The sequence below is a fragment of the Flavobacterium calami genome, from assembly GCF_038290035.1.
GTDB classification, from domain to species: domain Bacteria; phylum Bacteroidota; class Bacteroidia; order Flavobacteriales; family Flavobacteriaceae; genus Flavobacterium; species Flavobacterium calami.
On record NZ_JBBYHS010000024.1, the window covers coordinates 34,158 to 54,304 of the forward strand.

Annotated in this window: 17 protein-coding genes; 3 read left to right on the top strand and 14 right to left on the bottom strand. The window is 32.2% G+C overall.

Annotation, left to right across the window (positions count from 1 at the left end):
- Window positions 1-36: 36 nt before the first annotated feature.
- The 12 genes from AAEO57_RS18915 to AAEO57_RS18970 form a co-directional block, all read right to left on the bottom strand.
- Window positions 37-1,413, bottom strand: a complete 1,377-nt coding sequence (locus AAEO57_RS18915) for a DUF5458 family protein (protein ID WP_341694600.1) — start codon at window positions 1,411-1,413, stop codon at window positions 37-39.
- Window positions 1,414-1,431: 18 nt separating this feature from the next.
- Window positions 1,432-1,881: a hypothetical protein gene (locus AAEO57_RS18920; RefSeq protein ID WP_031457442.1), complete on the bottom strand. Its 450-nt coding sequence runs from the start codon at window positions 1,879-1,881 to the stop codon at window positions 1,432-1,434.
- Window positions 1,882-1,935: 54 nt separating this feature from the next.
- Window positions 1,936-2,448 (bottom strand): type VI secretion system TssO, encoded by a 513-nt coding sequence (tssO, locus tag AAEO57_RS18925; protein ID WP_031457441.1) that lies wholly within the window; start codon window positions 2,446-2,448, stop codon window positions 1,936-1,938.
- 21 nt (window positions 2,449-2,469) lie between these two features.
- Entirely contained in the window at window positions 2,470-3,639 is a 1,170-nt protein-coding gene (locus AAEO57_RS18930; protein WP_341694601.1) for a hypothetical protein, read from the bottom strand.
- 364 nt (window positions 3,640-4,003) lie between these two features.
- Window positions 4,004-4,228: a hypothetical protein gene (locus tag AAEO57_RS18935; RefSeq protein ID WP_341694602.1), complete on the bottom strand. Its 225-nt coding sequence runs from the start codon at window positions 4,226-4,228 to the stop codon at window positions 4,004-4,006.
- 86 nt (window positions 4,229-4,314) lie between these two features.
- Entirely contained in the window at window positions 4,315-5,559 is a 1,245-nt protein-coding gene (locus AAEO57_RS18940; protein WP_341694603.1) for a hypothetical protein, read from the bottom strand.
- Window positions 5,556-8,723 (bottom strand): glycoside hydrolase family 19 protein, encoded by a 3,168-nt coding sequence (locus AAEO57_RS18945; RefSeq protein WP_341694604.1) that lies wholly within the window; start codon window positions 8,721-8,723, stop codon window positions 5,556-5,558. The genes AAEO57_RS18940 and AAEO57_RS18945 overlap by 4 nt, the downstream gene beginning before the upstream one ends.
- A gap of 31 nt (window positions 8,724-8,754) precedes the next feature.
- Entirely contained in the window at window positions 8,755-9,252 is a 498-nt protein-coding gene (locus AAEO57_RS18950) for a DUF4280 domain-containing protein (RefSeq protein ID WP_341694605.1), read from the bottom strand.
- A gap of 53 nt (window positions 9,253-9,305) precedes the next feature.
- Window positions 9,306-10,376, bottom strand: coding sequence for a LysM peptidoglycan-binding domain-containing protein (locus AAEO57_RS18955; RefSeq protein ID WP_341694606.1), 1,071 nt, complete (start codon window positions 10,374-10,376; stop codon window positions 9,306-9,308).
- Between the two features lie 24 nt (window positions 10,377-10,400).
- Window positions 10,401-11,351, bottom strand: a complete 951-nt coding sequence (locus AAEO57_RS18960) for a TssN family type VI secretion system protein (RefSeq protein ID WP_341694607.1) — start codon at window positions 11,349-11,351, stop codon at window positions 10,401-10,403.
- A 2-nt stretch (window positions 11,352-11,353) separates the two neighbouring features.
- Window positions 11,354-12,280, bottom strand: a complete 927-nt coding sequence (locus AAEO57_RS18965) for a type VI secretion system baseplate subunit TssG (RefSeq protein WP_341694608.1) — start codon at window positions 12,278-12,280, stop codon at window positions 11,354-11,356.
- A 1-nt stretch (window position 12,281) separates the two neighbouring features.
- The gene (locus AAEO57_RS18970; RefSeq protein WP_341694609.1) at window positions 12,282-12,923 is read right to left on the bottom strand and encodes a C40 family peptidase; all 642 of its coding nucleotides are present in this window, start codon (window positions 12,921-12,923) and stop codon (window positions 12,282-12,284) included.
- Between the two features lie 301 nt (window positions 12,924-13,224).
- On the opposite strand from AAEO57_RS18970, the gene AAEO57_RS18975 reads away from it, so the two are divergent.
- Complete coding sequence (locus AAEO57_RS18975) at window positions 13,225-14,277, top strand: PKD domain-containing protein (protein ID WP_341694610.1); 1,053 nt, start codon at window positions 13,225-13,227, stop codon at window positions 14,275-14,277.
- 6 nt (window positions 14,278-14,283) lie between these two features.
- Complete coding sequence (locus tag AAEO57_RS18980; protein WP_341694611.1) at window positions 14,284-16,737, top strand: AAA family ATPase; 2,454 nt, start codon at window positions 14,284-14,286, stop codon at window positions 16,735-16,737.
- A gap of 124 nt (window positions 16,738-16,861) precedes the next feature.
- Here the strand turns inward: AAEO57_RS18980 and AAEO57_RS18985 are convergent, their stop codons facing one another.
- Complete coding sequence (locus AAEO57_RS18985; protein ID WP_341694612.1) at window positions 16,862-18,463, bottom strand: Na+/H+ antiporter; 1,602 nt, start codon at window positions 18,461-18,463, stop codon at window positions 16,862-16,864.
- Window positions 18,464-18,579: 116 nt separating this feature from the next.
- Window positions 18,580-19,356, bottom strand: a complete 777-nt coding sequence (locus AAEO57_RS18990; protein ID WP_341694613.1) for an XRE family transcriptional regulator — start codon at window positions 19,354-19,356, stop codon at window positions 18,580-18,582.
- A gap of 86 nt (window positions 19,357-19,442) precedes the next feature.
- Between AAEO57_RS18990 and AAEO57_RS18995 the strand changes: the two genes are divergently transcribed.
- Window positions 19,443-20,060: an alpha-ketoglutarate-dependent dioxygenase AlkB family protein gene (locus tag AAEO57_RS18995; protein ID WP_341694614.1), complete on the top strand. Its 618-nt coding sequence runs from the start codon at window positions 19,443-19,445 to the stop codon at window positions 20,058-20,060.
- The last annotated feature ends 87 nt before the right edge of the window (window positions 20,061-20,147 follow it).

A 20,147-nucleotide genomic window follows, 5' to 3' on the forward strand; every position in this document is an offset into this window, starting at 1 on the left:
ATAAAAATATGCTTCCTTTTTATAGAGGTATTACTATTATTTTTGTTCGTAATCAGTATCCCATTCCGTTCCGTCATCTCCTTTATGTCCGTCCATTTTGATCAGGAAGTTTTTTGCAGGAAAATAAGGTTTCATGTGGATATCCATGTAAATTCTGTCTTTCTGAATTGGATCCTGTTCGAATCTGCGGATTTCAAAATTTTCAATCAATTTATCAGGGCCTGTGATTCCATCAAGGAAAGCCACAATCTGATTCATGATTTCTTTACGCGTTTTTGCTGTAAAGTTTTCGAAAGCACGACGGTTAAGGAAATCCATTAATACTTTGGTCACGTAATCAAAAACACGAACAACTGAGTAGGTTTGCAATCCTAAATTATCACCGCTGAATAATGTTTTGGCAGAGAAAGCCATAACTTTTCCGTACTCGTTTACCATAGGAACCAATCCTAAGTTTTCAAGATTTGCGATTTCGCTTTTCTTAAGGTCAAATTTTACTCCGTCAACTTCATTGATTCCACCGAATTTTTTACCGGCTGTAACCTGAGACATCAACGTTTTATAAATTTTTCCGGCAAGTGCTGCAGAAGGAGCTATGTGTAAATCTTCGTTTTCTCCTATCTGGTCAAATCTGCCACGCCCTACTAACCAGTTACAAGTCATGATTACGTTAGAACGGTACACATCTCCACCTGTTAAAGAAGCTGCATCAAACATTTCCATTACATCATCCGGTTCGTCAAGGTGCTCGAAATCGGTAACCAGCATTACTTTATTTTCATGTGCAATTTTTGCCCATTTTTCGATTACTTTATTTGAACCTAAATATCCTGGAATTACCAAAATACCGTAGTTGTTTTTAAGATCTAAACGATCATAATTGTCTACTAGTTCAGCATGAATAGCATCAATAAAACGTGTATTGTCAAGATCTTTTAATTGCTCTAAATCAGCATTTACAATCGTAACATTTTTTACTTTATCTGTTTCTGTGTTTTTGAAGAACAATGCAACTGTTCTGTAAGCTGCTTCGATTTCTCTTGTATCTTCAACCGCTTTCGCAAGATTCTTTTTCAATAATGCTTCAGACTCTTTGCTTTTGTCTTCACTTTGTGCCACCATATCAGTCAAAGCTTCGTTACTGCTTAAAACTGAAGACCATAATTCTAACGTCTTTAAAAGTGTTTCTCTTTCTTTTGCTTTGTTTACTTCTCCAAGAAAAATTTTTCTTCTTGCTTTTCTCTCCGGATTAAGATTCTGAATGCCTTCAATTGACATTTCCAGTAAATCAAAACCACCGTATTTAGCCAGTTTTTCAACATTTTTTTCAATTGAACCTGCTCCTGCAATTACTCTAGGTTCTAATACTGCAATATCGCCGTCGTTATTTTTATATGCTTCTTTATTTGACATTTCTTCGTATTTTTTATATTATTTATTTTGTTTTAGTTCATTGATAAGCGTTCCAAGACTTTCTAATAAAGCTTTTTTTGCTTCTCCGTCTTCTAAAGCCGCTTTCAGGATTTTGTTTGACTTTAACTGACGAATGATTTTTTGATACTGATCTTTTTCTGTTTCCAGTTCAGACAGGAAATTGCTTTGTGATGTAATTCCTTTTATTCCAAAATCTCCCAGGTTTTTAAAATTTAAAGCTTCTACTTTTGTTGCACCTTCAGCAGTTTCAAAGTTTACTTTTACTTCTGGCTTAAAGTGTTCAAATGCTTTTTCGATACTTGTAATTCCTTCAACCAATTCTGGTTTAATAGGTGCATCAACTGTTAATTTCTGAGCAACAAGTGTTCTGTTTTGTGGGATGGCAATGATTGCTTCATCAGCATCTAATTTTACTTCATTACCTCCAATTCCATAATTTGATAACATAATTTTTAATTTTTAGTGATTATTCTATTAATTCTTTTTTACTCTAAACTCTATTTATTGATTTTGATAAATCTGACGACAGACATCTAAATCCCTGCTTACTTTTTCCAGCTCTTCTTTGTAGGTTTTTGCCGATTGGTTCAAACTGTCTATAAGGTGTGAATTATGTGTAAGGCTTCTGATCTGCTTTTTATAATCGATAATATTCTTGTATGCGAGAATGATATTGTTATACAACTTTTTATTGTCTGTAGTATCTTTTGGAATTTTCTGATACATATTGGCAATCATAACATTTGCCAGACGCTGCTGAAAATCGTTATCTACTTTTGGTGAATTGATAGAATCAATGGTCATTCTGATGCTGTCAATTTTTACCGAAAAATTGGTTTGATAATCGTATTCTCTTTTCATCATTTCGTTTTCTGCCTTAAGTAATTTATTTTCTGCTTTTGGCATATAAAAATTAAATGATACTGCAATTAACATCACTGAAAAAGTCAGGATAAATGCTATTAAAAAAGCTATAAATGCTTTTTGACGTTCTTGTTTATTTAATACTTCCATATTTGTTATTCGTAATTGTTTTTAATCTTTTATGAAGAAACTGTGTCTTTTAGAAGTATGAAGAATATCTTTCTGATCTGTTTCGGCAACAAACAACTCGATATTTTCTTTCTTCTTACCTATATAATCCAGTTTGTTTAAGGTCTCGTATAACTTTTCAATCTTAACCAGGAAGTTCATGACCAGCGTTGCCGTTTTATCGATATGCACATGATCGTATCCGGAGTTAATAAGGGATGCAAAAAGCATTTCCAACTCCCCTTGTGATATATCACACCATTCGGCAAAATAATTAAGCAGTTCCTCTTTACCCGCTCCCGATTTTGAATCAATAAAATTTTTGATGACTCTTGCAAATGATACTACGGTAGTCAGCATTGCTGCAGGATGCTGATGCAAAGCGAACCAACGAAACTGTGTAAGACAACTTCCTAGATAATAACTAGTCGTATCTGTTAACTGAATTACCGTCTGAGGTAAAATTCCAGATTGCTGAATACGATTAATTTTTTGAGAAATCTGAACTGAATAAATTTCTATCTGACCAAACGTACGTGCGATCTGTGCATGCATATCAACCAGTTTTGGATGACAGGCAACAGTTACTGATGGCGGAATATAATTTTCATCAAGGATTGTGTTATCCCCAATTATAACTTTACCAATAGCCAGATAAAAACCACCATACCCTATTCCGGAACGAAATTCCTCAGCTTTAATTAAATGAAGTTTATATTCAGGTTGCGTGTATGGATATCTTGGCGGAACTTCCTCCGGATCTGGCTCTCCAAACGGAATTCTTTTTTTTGAATTAACCGATATACAAGCCAGCAAAACCAATTGTTCTCCATCTTTTATTTCATAAGTATCTTCCGGGTACGGAACCTGAAGATCTAATGTATCAGTACTGCTCCTGCTAATTTCAATTCTCGATCCGTTTGGTGTAATCGCATGACATTCTTCTACCCGAACGCGCAGTAATTTGTGATTGTCGATTCCGAGTGTAATTTTTGTAGCCTCCTTATTCTGATTTCCGGAATCCAGTAATCCATAACTCATCGGAGTGGTATGAATACCTATTGCGTCATTTACCAATTCAGAAACATTGTTCTGCATGGATAAGAAATGGCTTTTGTTTATTTTCATCCCGTCAATCCAGTTTACGGGAAAATGATTTAATTTTTCTATCATATCTTTTATGTATTTCTTTTTAAACAAAGATTTATTGCATTTTTCCTTAAATTAATTGTGTTGGTTTGTGCTAAATATTAATTTTAAAGATTTATTGGGTTAATTTTTTAAATTAAGCAGGTTTAATCTTTAAAAATATTATTTAATGGCAAATTTTACCTAGATTATTTTCTAAAATCTTTATTAATCATTTTATAGATTTGGATATTTTTTATTTCACAGGATTTCATTTATTGACCTTTATATTGCCTTTGGTACATTACCTACTTATAAATTCAGTTTTTTTTCAATGTAAACATATTTTAAATCACTTTTTAAGTCAGGAGGAACTATTGAATATTGAGCTATTTTATCTTTTTAAAACTTAAATATGAATATCGTCTGCTATAACATAAAAACTCTTTTCTCCCATAGTTTTTTTAAGAGAATCTATTACTTTAAGGTTTGGTGTATAATAATACATTCCGCTTTCTGATATAATAGTTTGAGCTGCGTTATTTGTATTTACATTGGAATACTCCTTATTTTGTCCTTTACAGTAATTAAAAAATATAGTAACAAGTGAAATAACATTTATAACTTTCTTCATAATTTATATTTATAAATCCTCAGCTAACAAAAACTTTTATATTTTTTTGCTAACTGCTGCTTTTTCTTTTCATATGTCAATGAGCTTCATTTATTTAGTTTTTCTAATGGTTTCTTATTTCTAAGATTTAATAAAAAACCTTCATTTACGCTTTCAAATTTGACCATGCCGAAATCTTTTACTGACCATACTTTTGAAGGAATTTTTAACATTGTATTACTTCGGTTAGTGTATTCTTCTCCATATTTATAAAGATTTATATTTCCTGTATTTTCATCTATTTTAAATGTTGTATATGAATTAACAAATAAAAAATCTACACAAAATATCTGTTGAACAGTAAAATAATTATTTTTACTTACAATACCTCCATATCCGTCAGCAGGACAATTGTCATCATATTTAAAAATCAAATTATAATTATCATTAACTTTTTGATATTGATTACTTTTTTTTTGTAAAACAATTATAGGGTTAGAATTGTGTTGAGCATTATCCTTATTTTTTATTTCATTTTTTTCTAATGCTAATATTTTAAATCCATTTTTTTTTAGGTTAAGGATATTACTGTCTAGGACATAAAATCCTTTAGGAATTATTTCGCCCACATTTGAAATTTTTTCTTTTTCTGAAAAAACATAATTTTGAAACATTCTATCAAAAACTATAGAATGTAACTTCGAATTATCTTCAAATTCAATATTAAATTTCATGTAGTCAATATTTATAAATAAATCTTCTAATTTTTGAGACTTCTTTTTACTCTTTAAAAAAGCTACAGCTAATTTATAATCAGGAGAATCTTTACCTCCATAAACTTCATAATTTTCAACTATTTTATTAAAATAATTTCGATTGACTAAATATGCAACATCATATATTTCTTTTTTTTCAAATTTCTTAAATACTGTTTTTTTTATGTCTTCAAAACTTGGAATTTGAACTTTTTTATTTTCAAATTTCAAAACTATTGTAGTATCTCGTTTGAATCCAAGTGTAGTTTTAACTTTTTCTTCACCATAAAAAACTGCATCATAACTAAAAGTTATTTTGATATTTTTGACATTCTCATTTGAAAATTTTAATTCTTTTCCATCCAATAAATCACTTTCTAAAAATGCAGGTTGCATTAAAATTTTCGTTGCATCATTTTTAATATTAAAATCTTCTTGAGCATTATTATTCACACTATTAATTCCCGAAAGAGCTACAGATACATTTTTAAAATTTAATTTAATTATATCAGTTTTCTCGTTTAAATCGTCCTTCTTTGTTTGACCGTTACATCCTATTAAAAATAGACTCCATAAAAGCATCAATTTTTTTTTCATATTTTTATTACATTAATTGACGAAACTTCTTCTAAGTCTAAATCTGTTAATCCTATATGCCCATGATCATCATGATCATTTTGATGTATCACACCTGAAACAGTACTTCCTAAAACAGTAACTGGATTAGCACAAAAATTTTTTCTAAAGCCATATTTATAAGCAAAAGTAAAAACCGTTTTATTTTTTTCTTTATCGAAAACTGAACTAGTATTTAAGCCTTGATAACTTTTACCTGAAGTGTTTAAATATCTAAAATCACAGTCTAAACCTTTCCTAGTTCCATTATGACCATGCCCCGCATGATGAAAGGAACCTGGTCCCCACGGATCGCTACCATTTTTAGAAGACATATCTCCTAAATGAATTTCCCATCCTTTTTCATTAACATCATTGATAATACCAAATAACGCAGATGCTGTTTTAGGTAGCAAGTAATGATCCCCTTGCCCAACTATCTCTCCTCCTGAAGCCCCTCCTGCATCTACACCTCCATATCTGTTAAAACCACTACCTGAAGCTGGTATTTGAACCATCCCATACTCATTTTCATCTAAACAATAAAGTAGTTTAAATTCTCCTTCCATTTTTTCAACATAATAAGAATGCTTTTTTTGGGTTCCTTTTATAAGTTTAACTTTTCCAGTTTTATAAATATAATATTCAGATTGTCCTTCTATCAATTCATTAGCGGCATTATCTTTAGAACATTCTTTTACCTTGAATATTTCAATCATTTTTTTCAAATTTTCCCATCTTGCATTTCTTGTAGGTGTATTACTATTTATTATATCTACTATCTTATCTAAATGTCTTTTTTCATATCCTTTATTTGCTTCATCCATACACTTGTATTCTTTCCAATACGCCATGCTAGCAACAGTTCCTTCATTTATATTATTGATGTTATTTGCATCAATATCTGTAGTAAAATCTACATAATCAGAATCGATTCTGTTATTGATTTTAATGTATTTATCTTTTCCCGTAATTTGTATAATACCTCTTCCCCTATATTTCCATCCATCACCACTTGCAATATCACCGTTTCCATTTCTATTTGAATAGGCAATATTTGCTATCATTTGCACATTAGCCGAATGCTGAGTTAAATTATGTCTATTGTATGTGTTCCTTAAAAAAGCAATATTATTACTATCAATTCTTCCATAAGCAAAAGCTAAATCATTTGGAGGACCATTTAAGAATCCTGTTGTGCTAAATCGCGCAAAGTTTTCTGTTAATTTTTCAACAGCATAATTTAAGCCTTCTCCATCTTTTATATCAATACTTAGTCCGACTTCTTCTCTTACCTGAGCAAAGAAATGAGCTTTTTGTTGACATGTATTTAATCCAAATTTACCGTTTGCTAAATTAAAGGCATTCATTAATTCTTCTTTTTTAGCTTTAGTTGCGCTAGTAAAGATTAAATCTAGTTCATCAAGTGTTAATATACCGCATCTAATACATTTTCCTTTCCCAATCACAAAATACTCCCCATCTCTTTTCAAAAATTCCCCTTCGTGTTTTACAGTATCCCCTTGGCATTCGGCTTTTAACCATAGACTCTCTGCTTGTGTTTTGTAGGTATCAAAACTAATCGTGGCACCTCTGCCGTAAGTTCCATTTTGTAATGCTTTTTCTACATCGTCTACAAAGACCGTTTTTCCGGCTGCTATCTTGGTATTGCCTTGTTTTCCTTCTTTTGCATTTTTTAGTATTATTGCTGCAAATTGCTTTTTGTTGTCAACTGTAATGGTTGTTTCTTCACTTTTAAATGTATAGGTATAAGCTTCTTCTTTTTTTCCTTTAAGCAGTTTTTCTTTCCATATTTTTAAATCTTCATCAGCTTTTGGGCGTAATTTCACCTTTACCTTTGCTATGCCGTTTTCAACAGTTGCTTTTAGTATAGTAAGTTCTTCTCCATTTTCTTTGGCTTCTAAGACAGTCAAATCTGCATCAGTTTCACCTAAAACAGCCTCTTTTTCTTTTATCGTAATCGATACTTCTTTACCATCTAACAAAAATGTTTTTGCAACAACATATACTTCATCTTCCAGTGGGGCATTATTTATTTTTATATAGTTTGCTCCTAACTTGCACAAATTAAAAGAAACAGGATCCCCAATTGCATAAGGACCAGTTGTAAGTGCATTTTTAATATCATCAAGTTTGGCATATTTTTTATCTGCTTTTACTTCTGCATCTACTCTTTTTTTGATGATTGGAGCAATTACATCTTTGTTAATGCTAGAATATGGATTTTTAAATATGTATGTATGCTGACCTGCAGTCTCTGCAGTTTCCAACGAAAATTCTTCTTTAGCAAAATAAGCAGCAAAAATACCTTCTGTTCTAACTATTTCCTCAACTGGAGTTGTATCAATTGTCAAAGGAGCTGTATTAGTTGGTATTTCAATTACGGGTTGTACCACTTTGTTTGCTATGGAAAAAGACAGTATTCTGTCGTTACCGCTAGCATTTTTAAGGTACTCCCCTGTTATGTCTTTTACTTTTATATAAAATTTTTCTGACTGAGGATTTTGACCTGACATGAGTGTATTTACTCCTGGAATAAAAAAATTATATCCTAAAGTAGAAAACTTCACATCCACTATTTTACCATCAATACATTTCTCACTTTTTGTTTGGATGCTCTGAGGATTTTTTTCACTATATAATTCTATTGAAAGGGTATCCCCATTTACTCCTTCCGTTTTTAATGTAATAAATAAGTTATGACCATAACTTATTTCGCTAGTATCTACAGCTCCTCTTGTTTTACTCCAAGAGGAGGATATTATTTTTTGGTCGCATTTACCATATACATGTAATCCTGTTTTTCTAGGATCATGTACACCAAATAGACTGGCTTCTAAGTAATATGCATAGGAACCGCAAAGGTTATTAGGAATAGTAACTCCAAAAGGGCTATTGGCTAATTTTACTGTACTTTTAAAAACTGTAATTTTCTTTTGATCTTGCCACAACCATGTAATGTCTCGTTGTTTATCTGCTGGCGTCGTGTCCTCATACCATTCGCTAACAACAAAATTTACCATTTGATTGGGTTTTATGCATATAATGTTATTTGCTCTTGAAGTATAATTTTCAAGAACATTGCTTGTTTCTGATTCCTTTATTTTTTTTACACCCTTTGCCATTTCTATGTTTTGAGAATAATGAAATTACTTTTTAACTATATAGTATTCCTTCGTCTGTATGTTCCCTTTGAAATAGTTCTTCTATATCTACCATCGGGTTTATTTGCTTTTGGACTTCGGGTTTGGCATTCTTTACATTCTGTTCAGCCACTTCTGCTTTTTGTCCGTGTTTATCTACTTCAATACAATCAGCACCTCCTATAGGACAGGTGGCTTTACTGTCTTCCAGTAATATCTTTCCTTTATTAGATAATGTAACTTTTTCATAAAAACCACTCCATTTTGTAATTACTGCCTGACATGGCAAGTAATCCCCGCTTCCATTGGGCTGCATTTTACATTTACCAAAAGTATTTTTCTCTAATGTCTGTCCAATTTCTTTATCGGTTGCTATGAGTTTATTTGCAGCGTCTTTGTCATTCGCATAATGCTTACTATGTGATTTTACCTTCAGTTTATCTAACTTAGGCTCTACACTAAACTTACATTTTACGGTCGCTCCTTGTACCACTACATGTTTTGCACTCATAACCTTACCTTTTAAGATGTTAAAAAAATTACTCTCCTTTATTTTCAATTATTTCATACTTTTTTCATTTTCAAAAGCTCAATTTCAATCATTGTTTTTATGGGCTGGGCTTTCTCAATATTGCATTCCAGATTCATTTTTTCTATAGTATAAGTATCTGAATTTATAAAATAAGCGGCATTATAATTTACTTTTAAATGAGCATGTCCATATAAAAAACCAAACCCTGAATCTGTATAATTTCCTCTTTGTTCTATTCTAATATACTCCGCATCATCTAAATTAGGAGCCATTTTATGTTGTACTCTAAATACAGATTCTGTTTCTTTTTGTAACGGAAATGACAAATCTTTCTCAAATTCATAATCAGCTGTATAACCTACATGAATACCATTAAAAAAAGACCTTAAAAAATAATCAGAACGAAGTGAACTCAATACTCTCTCTGAGCTCTCAAGTGTACGTTCTAAATGCTCTATATACTTTTCAACTACTTCACCTTCATAATAATCTAAAATTTCACTTTTAATCTTACCCCAACGGCTTTCTATTTCAGCATGGTTATAAATATCAATCCATTTACCAAATTCATCCACAACAATTTTTAACGGATATAAAACCTCTGCTGTTTTAGCTGCCAATCCGTCCATCATGGTGTCCGGAATTTTACCGTTTATATAAATATCAGATGCTCTGTTAATTTCAAAAAGATGATACTTGTTTATATCAGCAGCAATCCATTTTACATTAATCTTTATTTCCGTGACATCAATCTCATCCTCTCGTTCATAAGTATATTTTACGTTATAACTTTGGTCGACTTGTTCAGGCGTAAAAGGTAATCTGTAATTTTTACCTAAGATGACTTCCTGAGGCCTTTTATCAATTATATCCGTTTTCGAAATCTCACTTTTTTCCGGAGCCAAAATCAAAAACTCTAAATGTCTTTTAAAATCGGCTTCGATTAGATCGGGAATCTCACAATACATATTATGATACCTTCTGAGTTCACTGGCAGCAATACCAAGATCAAGAGAAACACTCTCGAGCGTATCTCCTTTTTTAACTTTGTAAGTACGGTGCCGGCCGTGAAATGAAACTTCTGATTCTTCTATATAATACATTTGTTCAGATAGATCTAAATTTTATCAATTCATTCCTGCATTTGCACCATATACAAATTCTGGATCCTTTGGCTTGTTTTTTTTATTTATTTCAGCCTTTTTCTCTTTTTGCCTTTTACAGATAATAACCGAATTCTCTGTTATACCATTCATTCCTAATGTATATTTTGCATCTACATATCTGGCTGGCTGGTACCATTTTGGCTGTAGAAAAAATACCCAGTTACAATTTTGTCCATTATGTTTTAATTGTATTTTACTCTCCGCATTATGTTTATTATATCCTGTAACGGTATGGTAAAACAGAGCACCGAAATCAATTCTTACCGGTCCTTTTGACCTTAAGGAAGTGTATGTTTCGCTATCCGAATCTTTTTGGATCAATAGCGTAATCAATAAAAGATCTTTCATTTCTACATTCTCTATAACTGGAAAAGGGTCGTCTCTTTCTGGTATCTTCCATGTTACGTATTCTTTGGGAGGTATCTGCAGCATATAATTGAACACAGCATAAATTCCGGTAGGTACAATAAATACCAGAAAGTGTGAGCACATCAAAAAAGTAAGTCCAATACCACTTAATGCTGTATAAATAATGATAAACAATACACTCGAATAAAGCATAATCAGGCACGAAAACAGTAATTCATTAGCAACCAGCTTCTGATTAAATTCATTAAAATAAATGCGGTACAAGTAAACGTGAAGCGTTCCAAATAGTAAAGAAGCCGTCTGGTAAAAAAGAAACTCATCTGATACTTCTGTAAATAATTTGTTGTAACCTAAAAACCCAACCAGAGCATAAATGAGTACGGCTGAGAAAATATAGATATAAAATTTCTTTTTATATTTTACTGCAAATTCTTTTACTTTATCACTAAAAACCATTGTAAGTAAAACACTAACTGCTATAATTACAACCAAAAATACAATGAGCCTGACATCAATAAGTGCTCCTAAATGCTTTTTTACCATTTCTAAAGTCGTGTTGTATAGCCCAACACAGGCTCATTATTAAAATTAAACTTTTCTATTTCGTTGTTTATCAATAAGACTATTTTGATCTCTACTTCCATCGGAAAAAAATGTTCGCAAAAACAATCTATAAACTTTTTTATATCTCCTTCATTTATATAATTATGAAAAGGTTTATTGACTATCGGGCCTATTTCTATGGTTACATTCATAGAATAATCGGTATAATTTTTTCCGCTGATGAAATCTACTCCTAATCTGTTTTCACCCAATACAATCTGCTCACCTTCTTCACTAAGTTCTTTGGATGTTGTCGTTCCAAAAGTCACTTTTTCTTCTATAATAGTTGATAAGCATTTACAGGCCAAATCAATATCTCCAACAATTTTGTATGCATACGGTAAAAGCCTGATAAATTTAGAGACTAATACATCCGGATAAATGTGAGGTAAACCCCAAAAATCATAGAAAAAATCTAGTGACTTAGCTGAATTAAGTTTGTACAAAAAATTCCTCTCGACGCTTTCTATTTTAGTTTTGTAATGAAAAATTTCATTCTCAAAAGGGCTGAAAAAATTACGTGCTTCTGATTCCTGCTTTTTCTGATGCTTATGTTCCCTGATCATCTGTTGCACAGATTTATCAGCATTATTTTCCTTTAAACTATGTATATATCCTTCAGGCAGTGTATCATAAATACTGTCTCTTGACAAGAGTAAATTAAGGTATTCACGTTTATCGTAATTATCATCCTTAATACCTGCTCCTAAAATATCGCTTCTGAATGCTCTGGAAAACTGACCCTGATTAGAAATCATAATTTCATCCTGGACAATAGAAGTATTCTCCAAAAGTTCATTAGCAACTACCTCAGCCCTTATGTCTTCTGAGATATTCTCTATTTCCTGAACCAGGTCTTCAAGATTCATGTTATTTTTTCTTTGTGTCTTCATTGATTCTTCCTGCTCCTATGTATCGTAACTGAAAATATTCGTCATTAAAATTATAAATAGCCAATCCTTTGTTTGTACAGGCCAAAATCCTGTCATTATGCAGGTACAAACCAACATCAGAAATAGGATGATCCTTATCATATCTAAAAAAAACCAAATCCCCTTCTGCTAAAAAACTTCGTCCAGTAAAAATCTGAATCGATTTTGATTTCCACATTCCGGCAGGGTCTTTAGGAAGAGTAACTTTGTAAACTTCGCTATACAAGGACTGGACAAAATAAGAACAGTCAATCCCTTTATCCGAAAAGCTTTTTTCTTTGTAAGGCGTATTGATCCAGGGATCTATGTATGAATACAATTTGTAATTCGTAATCTTATTGGGTATTACACCCAACACTATAGAATATTTTTCTTTTAAAGCTAAAACAGCATCGCTTAAATTTTCTGAATTATCATTTACAACTGTTTTATTGCTCAAACCTGACTCTTCCATTTTAGCTTGCTTTTTGAGTGCTTCCAAAGAATAATCATATTTAAAAGGAACCTGAGAAATATATTTCTTACTACTACATCCTATACCAAACAGTATTATGAGTACTAATACAATTGTTTTATTCATAAAAAATACTTGTTGTTTTACCATATTTATATATTATGGCAATGATAAAATCATCTTTAACTATTACGGTTTTTGGATTCGAAACTGACGAAAGGTGGTATTATCAGTTTGTCGTTTGTTTATGAAAAAATTACTTTCATAAATATTTGAGGTCGCAAACCTAAGAAATTATTTTGTAAGAATTGTTATGAATTTTATAAAAATTTATAGCAATTATTTTACTTTTTTTAAATAATAAAAACTATTTTTGCCACCGCCTTTATAAAAAATATCTTACTTAATTATTAGCCTTTAGAAAAAAATGAATAAAAAAAATATCGATATCAGGGTTGTATTTTTCTTTGTAATCCTACTATTAATTGGGATTATTGCTTTTTTAATTCAATTTTTCAACCATGTTGATTGCGAAGATGTCCGTTTTTATGTATTGGCTGAAAATCCAAGAACAGAAGAATCGATAGAGTTTTTTGATAAAACACCAAATGCAAAATCATGGAAATGGGATTTTGGAGATGGCTCTGAACCCGATGTAAGAAAACATACCTTTCATGTTTACAAAACACCTGGTAAATACCTAATTACCCTGACCATAAACGGAGAATGCATTCATAATAAAGAGATTACAATAACAAACAAATATCAAACTGATAAATTAGGAACGCCTAGAATTATTGTTTCAAAAATTATTACTGCTGGTCAACCCACCTATTTCAATTCAGAATCCGAAGATGCTAAAACCTGGGAATGGGCTTTTGGGGAAAACAAAGGAATTGACGATACCTCTCCAAATCCGGTTTATACATTTTCAACACCGGGTGAAAAAACAGTTACTCTTGTTGTAAACGGAAACTTTGGCACAGTGGCAAAGAAGATTATTTACGTACATCCCAAAGTAATAAAAAAAACAAATCCTCTTGATATAACCTCTTATGAGTACGAAAAAAAAGCAGAAGCTTTTTCATTACCCAGAGGTGCAGCAAAGAAAGATCCTCTTGAGGATATGCTGCAATATGTCCCTGTAGCTCCTAAAACTAAAACACAAAAAGACAGCATTATAGCAATAAAAAAAGCCCAAAAAATATCCGAAGACCAATTTGAAATTTTACTTAACAAAGTAGCTGAAGGAAGCAAAGTAAAAGATGATTTTTCAGAATTTTTATGTGATGATCTAGAAATTCCAATTGTCAAAAACGATACTGATTTATTGACTTTTTCTCAACTATGTGCCTCCATTAAAGGAAAAAAAATAAGGATAGAATCAATTCGTCTCAATAAAGACAAACAAAACAATTGCGTAAAGGGATTAAATATTAGTTATAAAGTAAAAAAATACCTGATCTGGTCTAAAGATTAAAAAAGGATGGAAGAAAAAAATATTTTCAGCACAGAATTACTTAGCGCATTAGAAATCGCTAAAAAAATCGCTAAGAACAATTCGAATAAATTTTACTCTGCATCACATCTGTTAAAAGCCATACTTAACAGGGATTTATCTCTATTAAAACGTCTTGAGACTATGGGCAAGGATGTGTACTATCTTGATGAATGGGCAGAGGTTCGTATGGAAGATGAACCAAAATCAACAAATATTTCCGATACAGAACCAGGCGATCTTATTGATGAAATCATAAAAGAAGCCGAATCGGTACGCATAATTTTAAATGAAGATGAAATTAGTATTTACGCAATCTTAGTCGCTTTAAGTTCGCCCGGAGTTGGTTTTAATTTTGACCAAATGAAGACCTACCCTATTTCCCGAAACGAATTGTTAGAAAATATTGCAATTACTCCTTCTGAAGTTAACATTCCTCAAAAAGAAATAAAAAAAGGTTTTTTAAGCAAATATTGCATCCATAAAAATTCTGAAAAAAAGAATAAAAAAATCCTTGCCATTGGACGTGAAACAGAGTTAAATACGATGAAAGAAATTCTTTGCCGGTTTTCCAAACCCAATGTATTATTAATTGGTGACAGAGGCATTGGCAAATCAATTTTAATTGACACACTTGTTCAAAATGTAGTTGCGAATCAGGTTCCTGAGGTTTTAAATAAAGTGCAGCTTTTTGAACTGGATTTATCTACACTTATTGCTGGCGCATCCTACAAAGGCGAAATCGAAGACCGCTTAAAAAATTGTATCCTAGAATTAAAACAATTTCCAAAAGCGATATTAATTATTGAAGAAATTCATACTTTATTAGATAAAAACGGAGGAGATTCTGGCGTATCAAACGTATTGAAAGGTGAATTGACAAAAGGATTAAACATTATCGCTACATCTACAATTGATGAATATTCCAAAAGAATTGAAAAAGAACAAGGCCTTTCCGGAATGTTTGAAATTGTAAAATTAGAAGAATCAAATGATGAAACTTTGTTCAGAATGATTCGGGAATCTATAAAACCTTATCAGGAGCATCATAAAATACAAATTGATGATTTAACAATTACAGAATCTATACGTTTATCAAGAAGATATTTAAAAGAAAAAAGCTTACCCGAATCTGCAATCAACCTTATTGATCATACCATGTCGGTTTTAAAGACATCGGGTGAAACTTATTTAAAAGAGAAGCAATCTCTTTTGGATAAATTATCTCTTTTAAAACAAAATGATAATGAATTACCTGAAGATCAATTACTAAAAGAATACCATTGGTTCCTTTCTGATTTAATCAGCAAAACAACATTTTTAATGATTGCGGCTGATGAAAATGAACCACAAATTTTTCAAACTTCTGAAGCTATCATCAAACATATTGAAAACCTTATCAATACTCTTGAAGAAAGAGCACTGGACAAACGTATTCATATTGAGGCTTTTGATTTATCCCTTATAATTGCTCAAAAAACAGGTATTCCTGCAGGAAAATTAAAAGAAGAAGAAAAACAAAAACTGAATAATATTGAGGATGTTTTAAACCGCAGAGTAATTGGTCAGGATCATTGTATTGCAACGGTTGCAGGATCAATTTTAGAATCAAGATCCGGATTAAGCAAAGCAGGTCAGCCTATCGCATCCTTCTTTTTTTTAGGACCAACAGGAACAGGAAAAACAGAATTAGCCAAAAGTCTGGCAGAGTTTCTTTTTCAGGATGAAAATGCTATTATCCGTTTTGACATGTCTGAATTTAAAGAAGAACATTCGGCAGCATTACTTTACGGAGCACCTCCAGGATATGTAGGTTATGAAGAAGGCGGATTGCTGGTGAATAAAATAAGACAAAAACCGTATTCTATTGTATTATTTGATGAAATTGAAAAAGCACATGCCTCTGTTTATGATGTATTTCTTCAAATTATGGACGAAGGAAAATTACATGACCGACTAGGAAAAGAAGGAGATTTCTCTAATGCTATCATTCTTTTTACCTCAAATATTGGGTCAGATCATATTGTAGAAACGTTCAATAATGGTCAAATTCCGGCTTCATCTTCGCTAATGGAAATTATGGCTAACTATTTTAGACCTGAATTTTTAGGACGTTTGACAGAAATTGTACCTTTTGCGCCTATCAACAAGGAAAATGCGTTAAAAATATTTGAAATCCATCTTAAAAAGGAATTTATGGATTTACTTCAAAACCTTAATATCGAAGTTAAAATTCCAATGGAAACCAAACTATATCTTGCCGAAAACGGATATAACGCAAAATATGGAGCAAGGCCTATAAAAAGTATTATTAGAAGTCATTTACGAAGACCTTTGGCCAAGAAAATAATTTCGGGAGAAGTCAAAGATGGGGACAAAATCATTGTTGCTTTAGAAAATGAAGAAGTAAAATGGATTAAGGAAGATGTTTTAACATTATGATAATCAAAAGCATGATTTTTAAAAGGTCATGCTTTTTCATTTTTACTTCTACGCTCATTTAATCTGAATTACATAAAATACTTAAAAATGTAGTGGTGCCTGGATATATCTTAAATTATATAACCTATTCCTCATACATTTCCATCCATAGCCTGGTTTCTTCCAGATCCAGTTCCTTTTCAATCTTTCTAAAAATTTCCTCATTAACAGTACCAGCTTTGTGCATTGATTCCAATTTGTTGCGTTCTACATTTAAAAGATCTATTTGGAGCTTTGTAAAGTCATTGAAAATCTCTCCTCCTATCAGATTTCCTTTTCCGAAGAAATTGGCCGGAAGTTCAGTTTTCTGTAAACGATTAAATTTTACTTCATATTTGCTTTTAATATTGTGCAGCAAATCATCATTGAGTAACGAGAAATTATCTTCGATATGCGTAATAGTTTGTGAAACGATGCTATTTCGAATCTCGTATTCTTCAGCAATTATGGAATAACGTTCGATTTTTAATTTCTTAATCAGCCAGGGTAAACTAAATCCCTGAATAACCAAAGTAGAAAGTATCACACAAAAAACTAAGTAAATAATAAGATTTCTCAAAGGAAATTCCTGTGTTTCACTAATCATTAATGGAAGTGCCAAAGCAGCTGCCATAGATACTACACCACGCATTCCGGACCAGCCAAAAATAATCATGTTCCGGTAATCAAATTCTTCTTGCAGACGGATCTTTTTACTCATGACCCTGGGAAGTAATGTTGCTGGAATTACCCATAAAAAACGAACCAAAATAACGGCCAAGCTTACTGAAGTCCCCCAAACAAATAAAGACCAGCCTGAATAATCTCCAATGCCCAAAATAATTTGCCGCAACTGTAATCCAATTAAGATAAAGATTAATCCGTTTAATATATTAGTTAAAACACTCCAGATTGTTCCAGTCATGATTCGGCTTTCGTGTGTAAAAATAGTTCCTGATCTTGCCGAGAGAAAAAGTCCTGTTGCTACTACAGCCAAAACTCCTGAAGCCTCAAAATGTTCTGCAATTAAATAAGAAGCAAAAGGCGTCAATAAAGTTAAAGTTGCTTCGATAACCTCATCGCACACAAACCTTTTATGAATAAAACTCATTATATAACCAATAGCCAATCCAATCCCGATTCCTAAAACCGACATTACAACAAAATTCAATCCCGCCTCCCAAAGCACAAAATTTCCAGCCGTAATTGCAGTCAGAGCATATTTGTACGCTACAAGACCACTGGCATCATTTACCAGACTTTCCCCTTCGAGAATTGCAATCAGTCTAGGGTGTAACCCCAAGCCTTTTGTGATCGAAGTTGCCGAAACAGCATCAGGAGGTGAAACAATCGCTCCTAAAAGAAACGCTAACGGCCAGGAAATATAATCGATTAACATATGCGCGACAACTGCAACTGCAACGGTTGTAAAAAGCACTAAACCAACGGCTGCCAAAGTTATAGGCCGAATGGTTTGTTTAAAATCAGACCAACTGGTATACCATGCAGCGTGATATAAAAGTGGAGGAAGAAAGACAATAAAAACGACTTCAGGGCTTAAAGCAATTACCGGAAGTCCGGGGATAATACTAATGACAACTCCGCAAAGCACAAGTACAACGGGAACAGGAAAATTATATCTTTTACTAATAAGGCTAAGGAATGCGACACCAAATAATAACATTATAATTACGGTAATATTTTCCATTTCAAACTGTTTTGGTAATTTATATTCAAGAGTACGAATATAATATTTTAACCTTTAGAATTTAGTCCTTAAAAATATCTGAGATTATATAATCTATTATGTTGTCAGTCTTCCAATTAATACTCATTTGAATTATTTTTTTGCAATTCCATTACTTCTCTTTTTACTTCCAGAAGTAACTGCTTCATGCTTTCTATTTCGTTTAATTCCTTTTTTTTATCTGTACGGCCAATATTACATTGATACTCCCAAATTTCGACAATATCTGAAACTTTAACCTCATATTGAGGATAAAAGCTGTTATCAGACTCCAAAACCAAGGCATTTTTTTTATTTTTATTCAGACGTTTGTATACCATTCCTTCATTTTTCGTAATCAGAATGTAGGTTTTACCATCCTGTACCTCACCCAGCCTTTCTACATAACGGCCAATAATTATGCTTCCGTCTTCATGAGGCGGCATTGAGTCTCCTTCTACAGGAAAGCCCCTGTGTTTACCGGGTCCTAAAAAAGGCAATGAGATTTGCTGTAGGTTTTCTATATATTCGGGATCTGCATAGCCGTTCAGATAGCCAGCTTTTACTTTTTGGGTTACTAACTCAATGAAATTTTCTCCTTCCCGATTCACCTGTATGGGCAGGATTAATCTATTGTCTTCCAACTTTAACAAATCATATGTATCAATTTTTCGTATATCAACTGAAAGCAATAAATCGATACTGATATGATAATGCTGTGCTATTTTCTTTAGTATTTCGTAAGGTGCTTCTGAAGTTCCGTCTTCGTATTTAACATACCTGCCTCTTGTGATTCCGAGATTCTCTGCGAGTTTTTCCTGTGAAATTTTCTGTTTTACCCTTAATGCCCTGATGTTATCTGAAAATAGCGACATAATAATTATGTTATAATTTATAACAACAAATATACATAAAATTGTTACCATATGAGCTAATTTTGTTTTTCCAAAAACAATGAAAAATGAGACTATTTGACGATACCGAATTCTTTTCGAGCGGTACAGGAGGCAAAAAAACATTTGAAGTTCCTGACGCTGATTTACTTTTAATCGACAATTTTTTTTCGAAAGAAGAATCAGATTACTATTACAATACACTATTAAGCCAAACCCAATGGCATGAATATGAAATACCTATGTATGATAAAATAGTTACTGCCCCGCGCATGGTTTCCTGGTATAGAGATAATAAGTTAGATGAATACAAACCCAATCCAAACTGGCCATTAGAACTGCTAACCATCAGACAGCGTGTTGAAAACGAAACCCATATACGATTTAATGCCGTATTACTTAATCTTTACAGAAATGGAAAAGACGGAGTTGGATGGCATAGTGACAAAACTGTAAGCAGTAATAAAAACATGAATATTGCCTCGGTCACTTTTGGGGAAACCAGAATGTTCCGACTTCGTCATAAATTTCGAAAGGAAATCCCGCAGATAGAAATTCCTCTACATCACGGTACATTTTTGCTCATGGCCGGAACCACCAATAGTTTCTGGCAGCATCAGGTGCCTAAAACCTCCAGAGAAGTTTTGCCTAGAATTAACCTTACTTTTAGGAGAGTTATGAGCTAAATATTACTTATTAAACTTTACTTTTTTCTATCAAAAAAATATCATTTCTATATTATTGTTTGTTATTTTTTTTTGTAGTCCTTTTTT

What these genes read in the sequence shown, in the direction of transcription:
- AAEO57_RS18915 (WP_341694600.1), bottom strand. Translation starts at nt 1,413, where the DNA reads ATGTCAAATAAAGAAGCATATAAAAATAACGACGGCGATATTGCAGTA.
- AAEO57_RS18920 (WP_031457442.1), bottom strand. Translation starts at nt 1,881, where the DNA reads ATGTTATCAAATTATGGAATTGGAGGTAATGAAGTAAAATTAGATGCT.
- tssO (WP_031457441.1), bottom strand. Translation starts at nt 2,448, where the DNA reads ATGGAAGTATTAAATAAACAAGAACGTCAAAAAGCATTTATAGCTTTT.
- AAEO57_RS18930 (WP_341694601.1), bottom strand. Translation starts at nt 3,639, where the DNA reads ATGATAGAAAAATTAAATCATTTTCCCGTAAACTGGATTGACGGGATG.
- AAEO57_RS18935 (WP_341694602.1), bottom strand. Translation starts at nt 4,228, where the DNA reads ATGAAGAAAGTTATAAATGTTATTTCACTTGTTACTATATTTTTTAAT.
- AAEO57_RS18940 (WP_341694603.1), bottom strand. Translation starts at nt 5,559, where the DNA reads ATGAAAAAAAAATTGATGCTTTTATGGAGTCTATTTTTAATAGGATGT.
- AAEO57_RS18945 (WP_341694604.1), bottom strand. Translation starts at nt 8,723, where the DNA reads ATGGCAAAGGGTGTAAAAAAAATAAAGGAATCAGAAACAAGCAATGTT.
- AAEO57_RS18950 (WP_341694605.1), bottom strand. Translation starts at nt 9,252, where the DNA reads ATGAGTGCAAAACATGTAGTGGTACAAGGAGCGACCGTAAAATGTAAG.
- AAEO57_RS18955 (WP_341694606.1), bottom strand. Translation starts at nt 10,376, where the DNA reads ATGTATTATATAGAAGAATCAGAAGTTTCATTTCACGGCCGGCACCGT.
- AAEO57_RS18960 (WP_341694607.1), bottom strand. Translation starts at nt 11,351, where the DNA reads ATGGTAAAAAAGCATTTAGGAGCACTTATTGATGTCAGGCTCATTGTA.
- AAEO57_RS18965 (WP_341694608.1), bottom strand. Translation starts at nt 12,280, where the DNA reads ATGAATCTTGAAGACCTGGTTCAGGAAATAGAGAATATCTCAGAAGAC.
- AAEO57_RS18970 (WP_341694609.1), bottom strand. Translation starts at nt 12,923, where the DNA reads ATGAATAAAACAATTGTATTAGTACTCATAATACTGTTTGGTATAGGA.
- AAEO57_RS18975 (WP_341694610.1), top strand. Translation starts at nt 13,225, where the DNA reads ATGAATAAAAAAAATATCGATATCAGGGTTGTATTTTTCTTTGTAATC.
- AAEO57_RS18980 (WP_341694611.1), top strand. Translation starts at nt 14,284, where the DNA reads ATGGAAGAAAAAAATATTTTCAGCACAGAATTACTTAGCGCATTAGAA.
- AAEO57_RS18985 (WP_341694612.1), bottom strand. Translation starts at nt 18,463, where the DNA reads ATGGAAAATATTACCGTAATTATAATGTTATTATTTGGTGTCGCATTC.
- AAEO57_RS18990 (WP_341694613.1), bottom strand. Translation starts at nt 19,356, where the DNA reads ATGTCGCTATTTTCAGATAACATCAGGGCATTAAGGGTAAAACAGAAA.
- AAEO57_RS18995 (WP_341694614.1), top strand. Translation starts at nt 19,443, where the DNA reads ATGAGACTATTTGACGATACCGAATTCTTTTCGAGCGGTACAGGAGGC.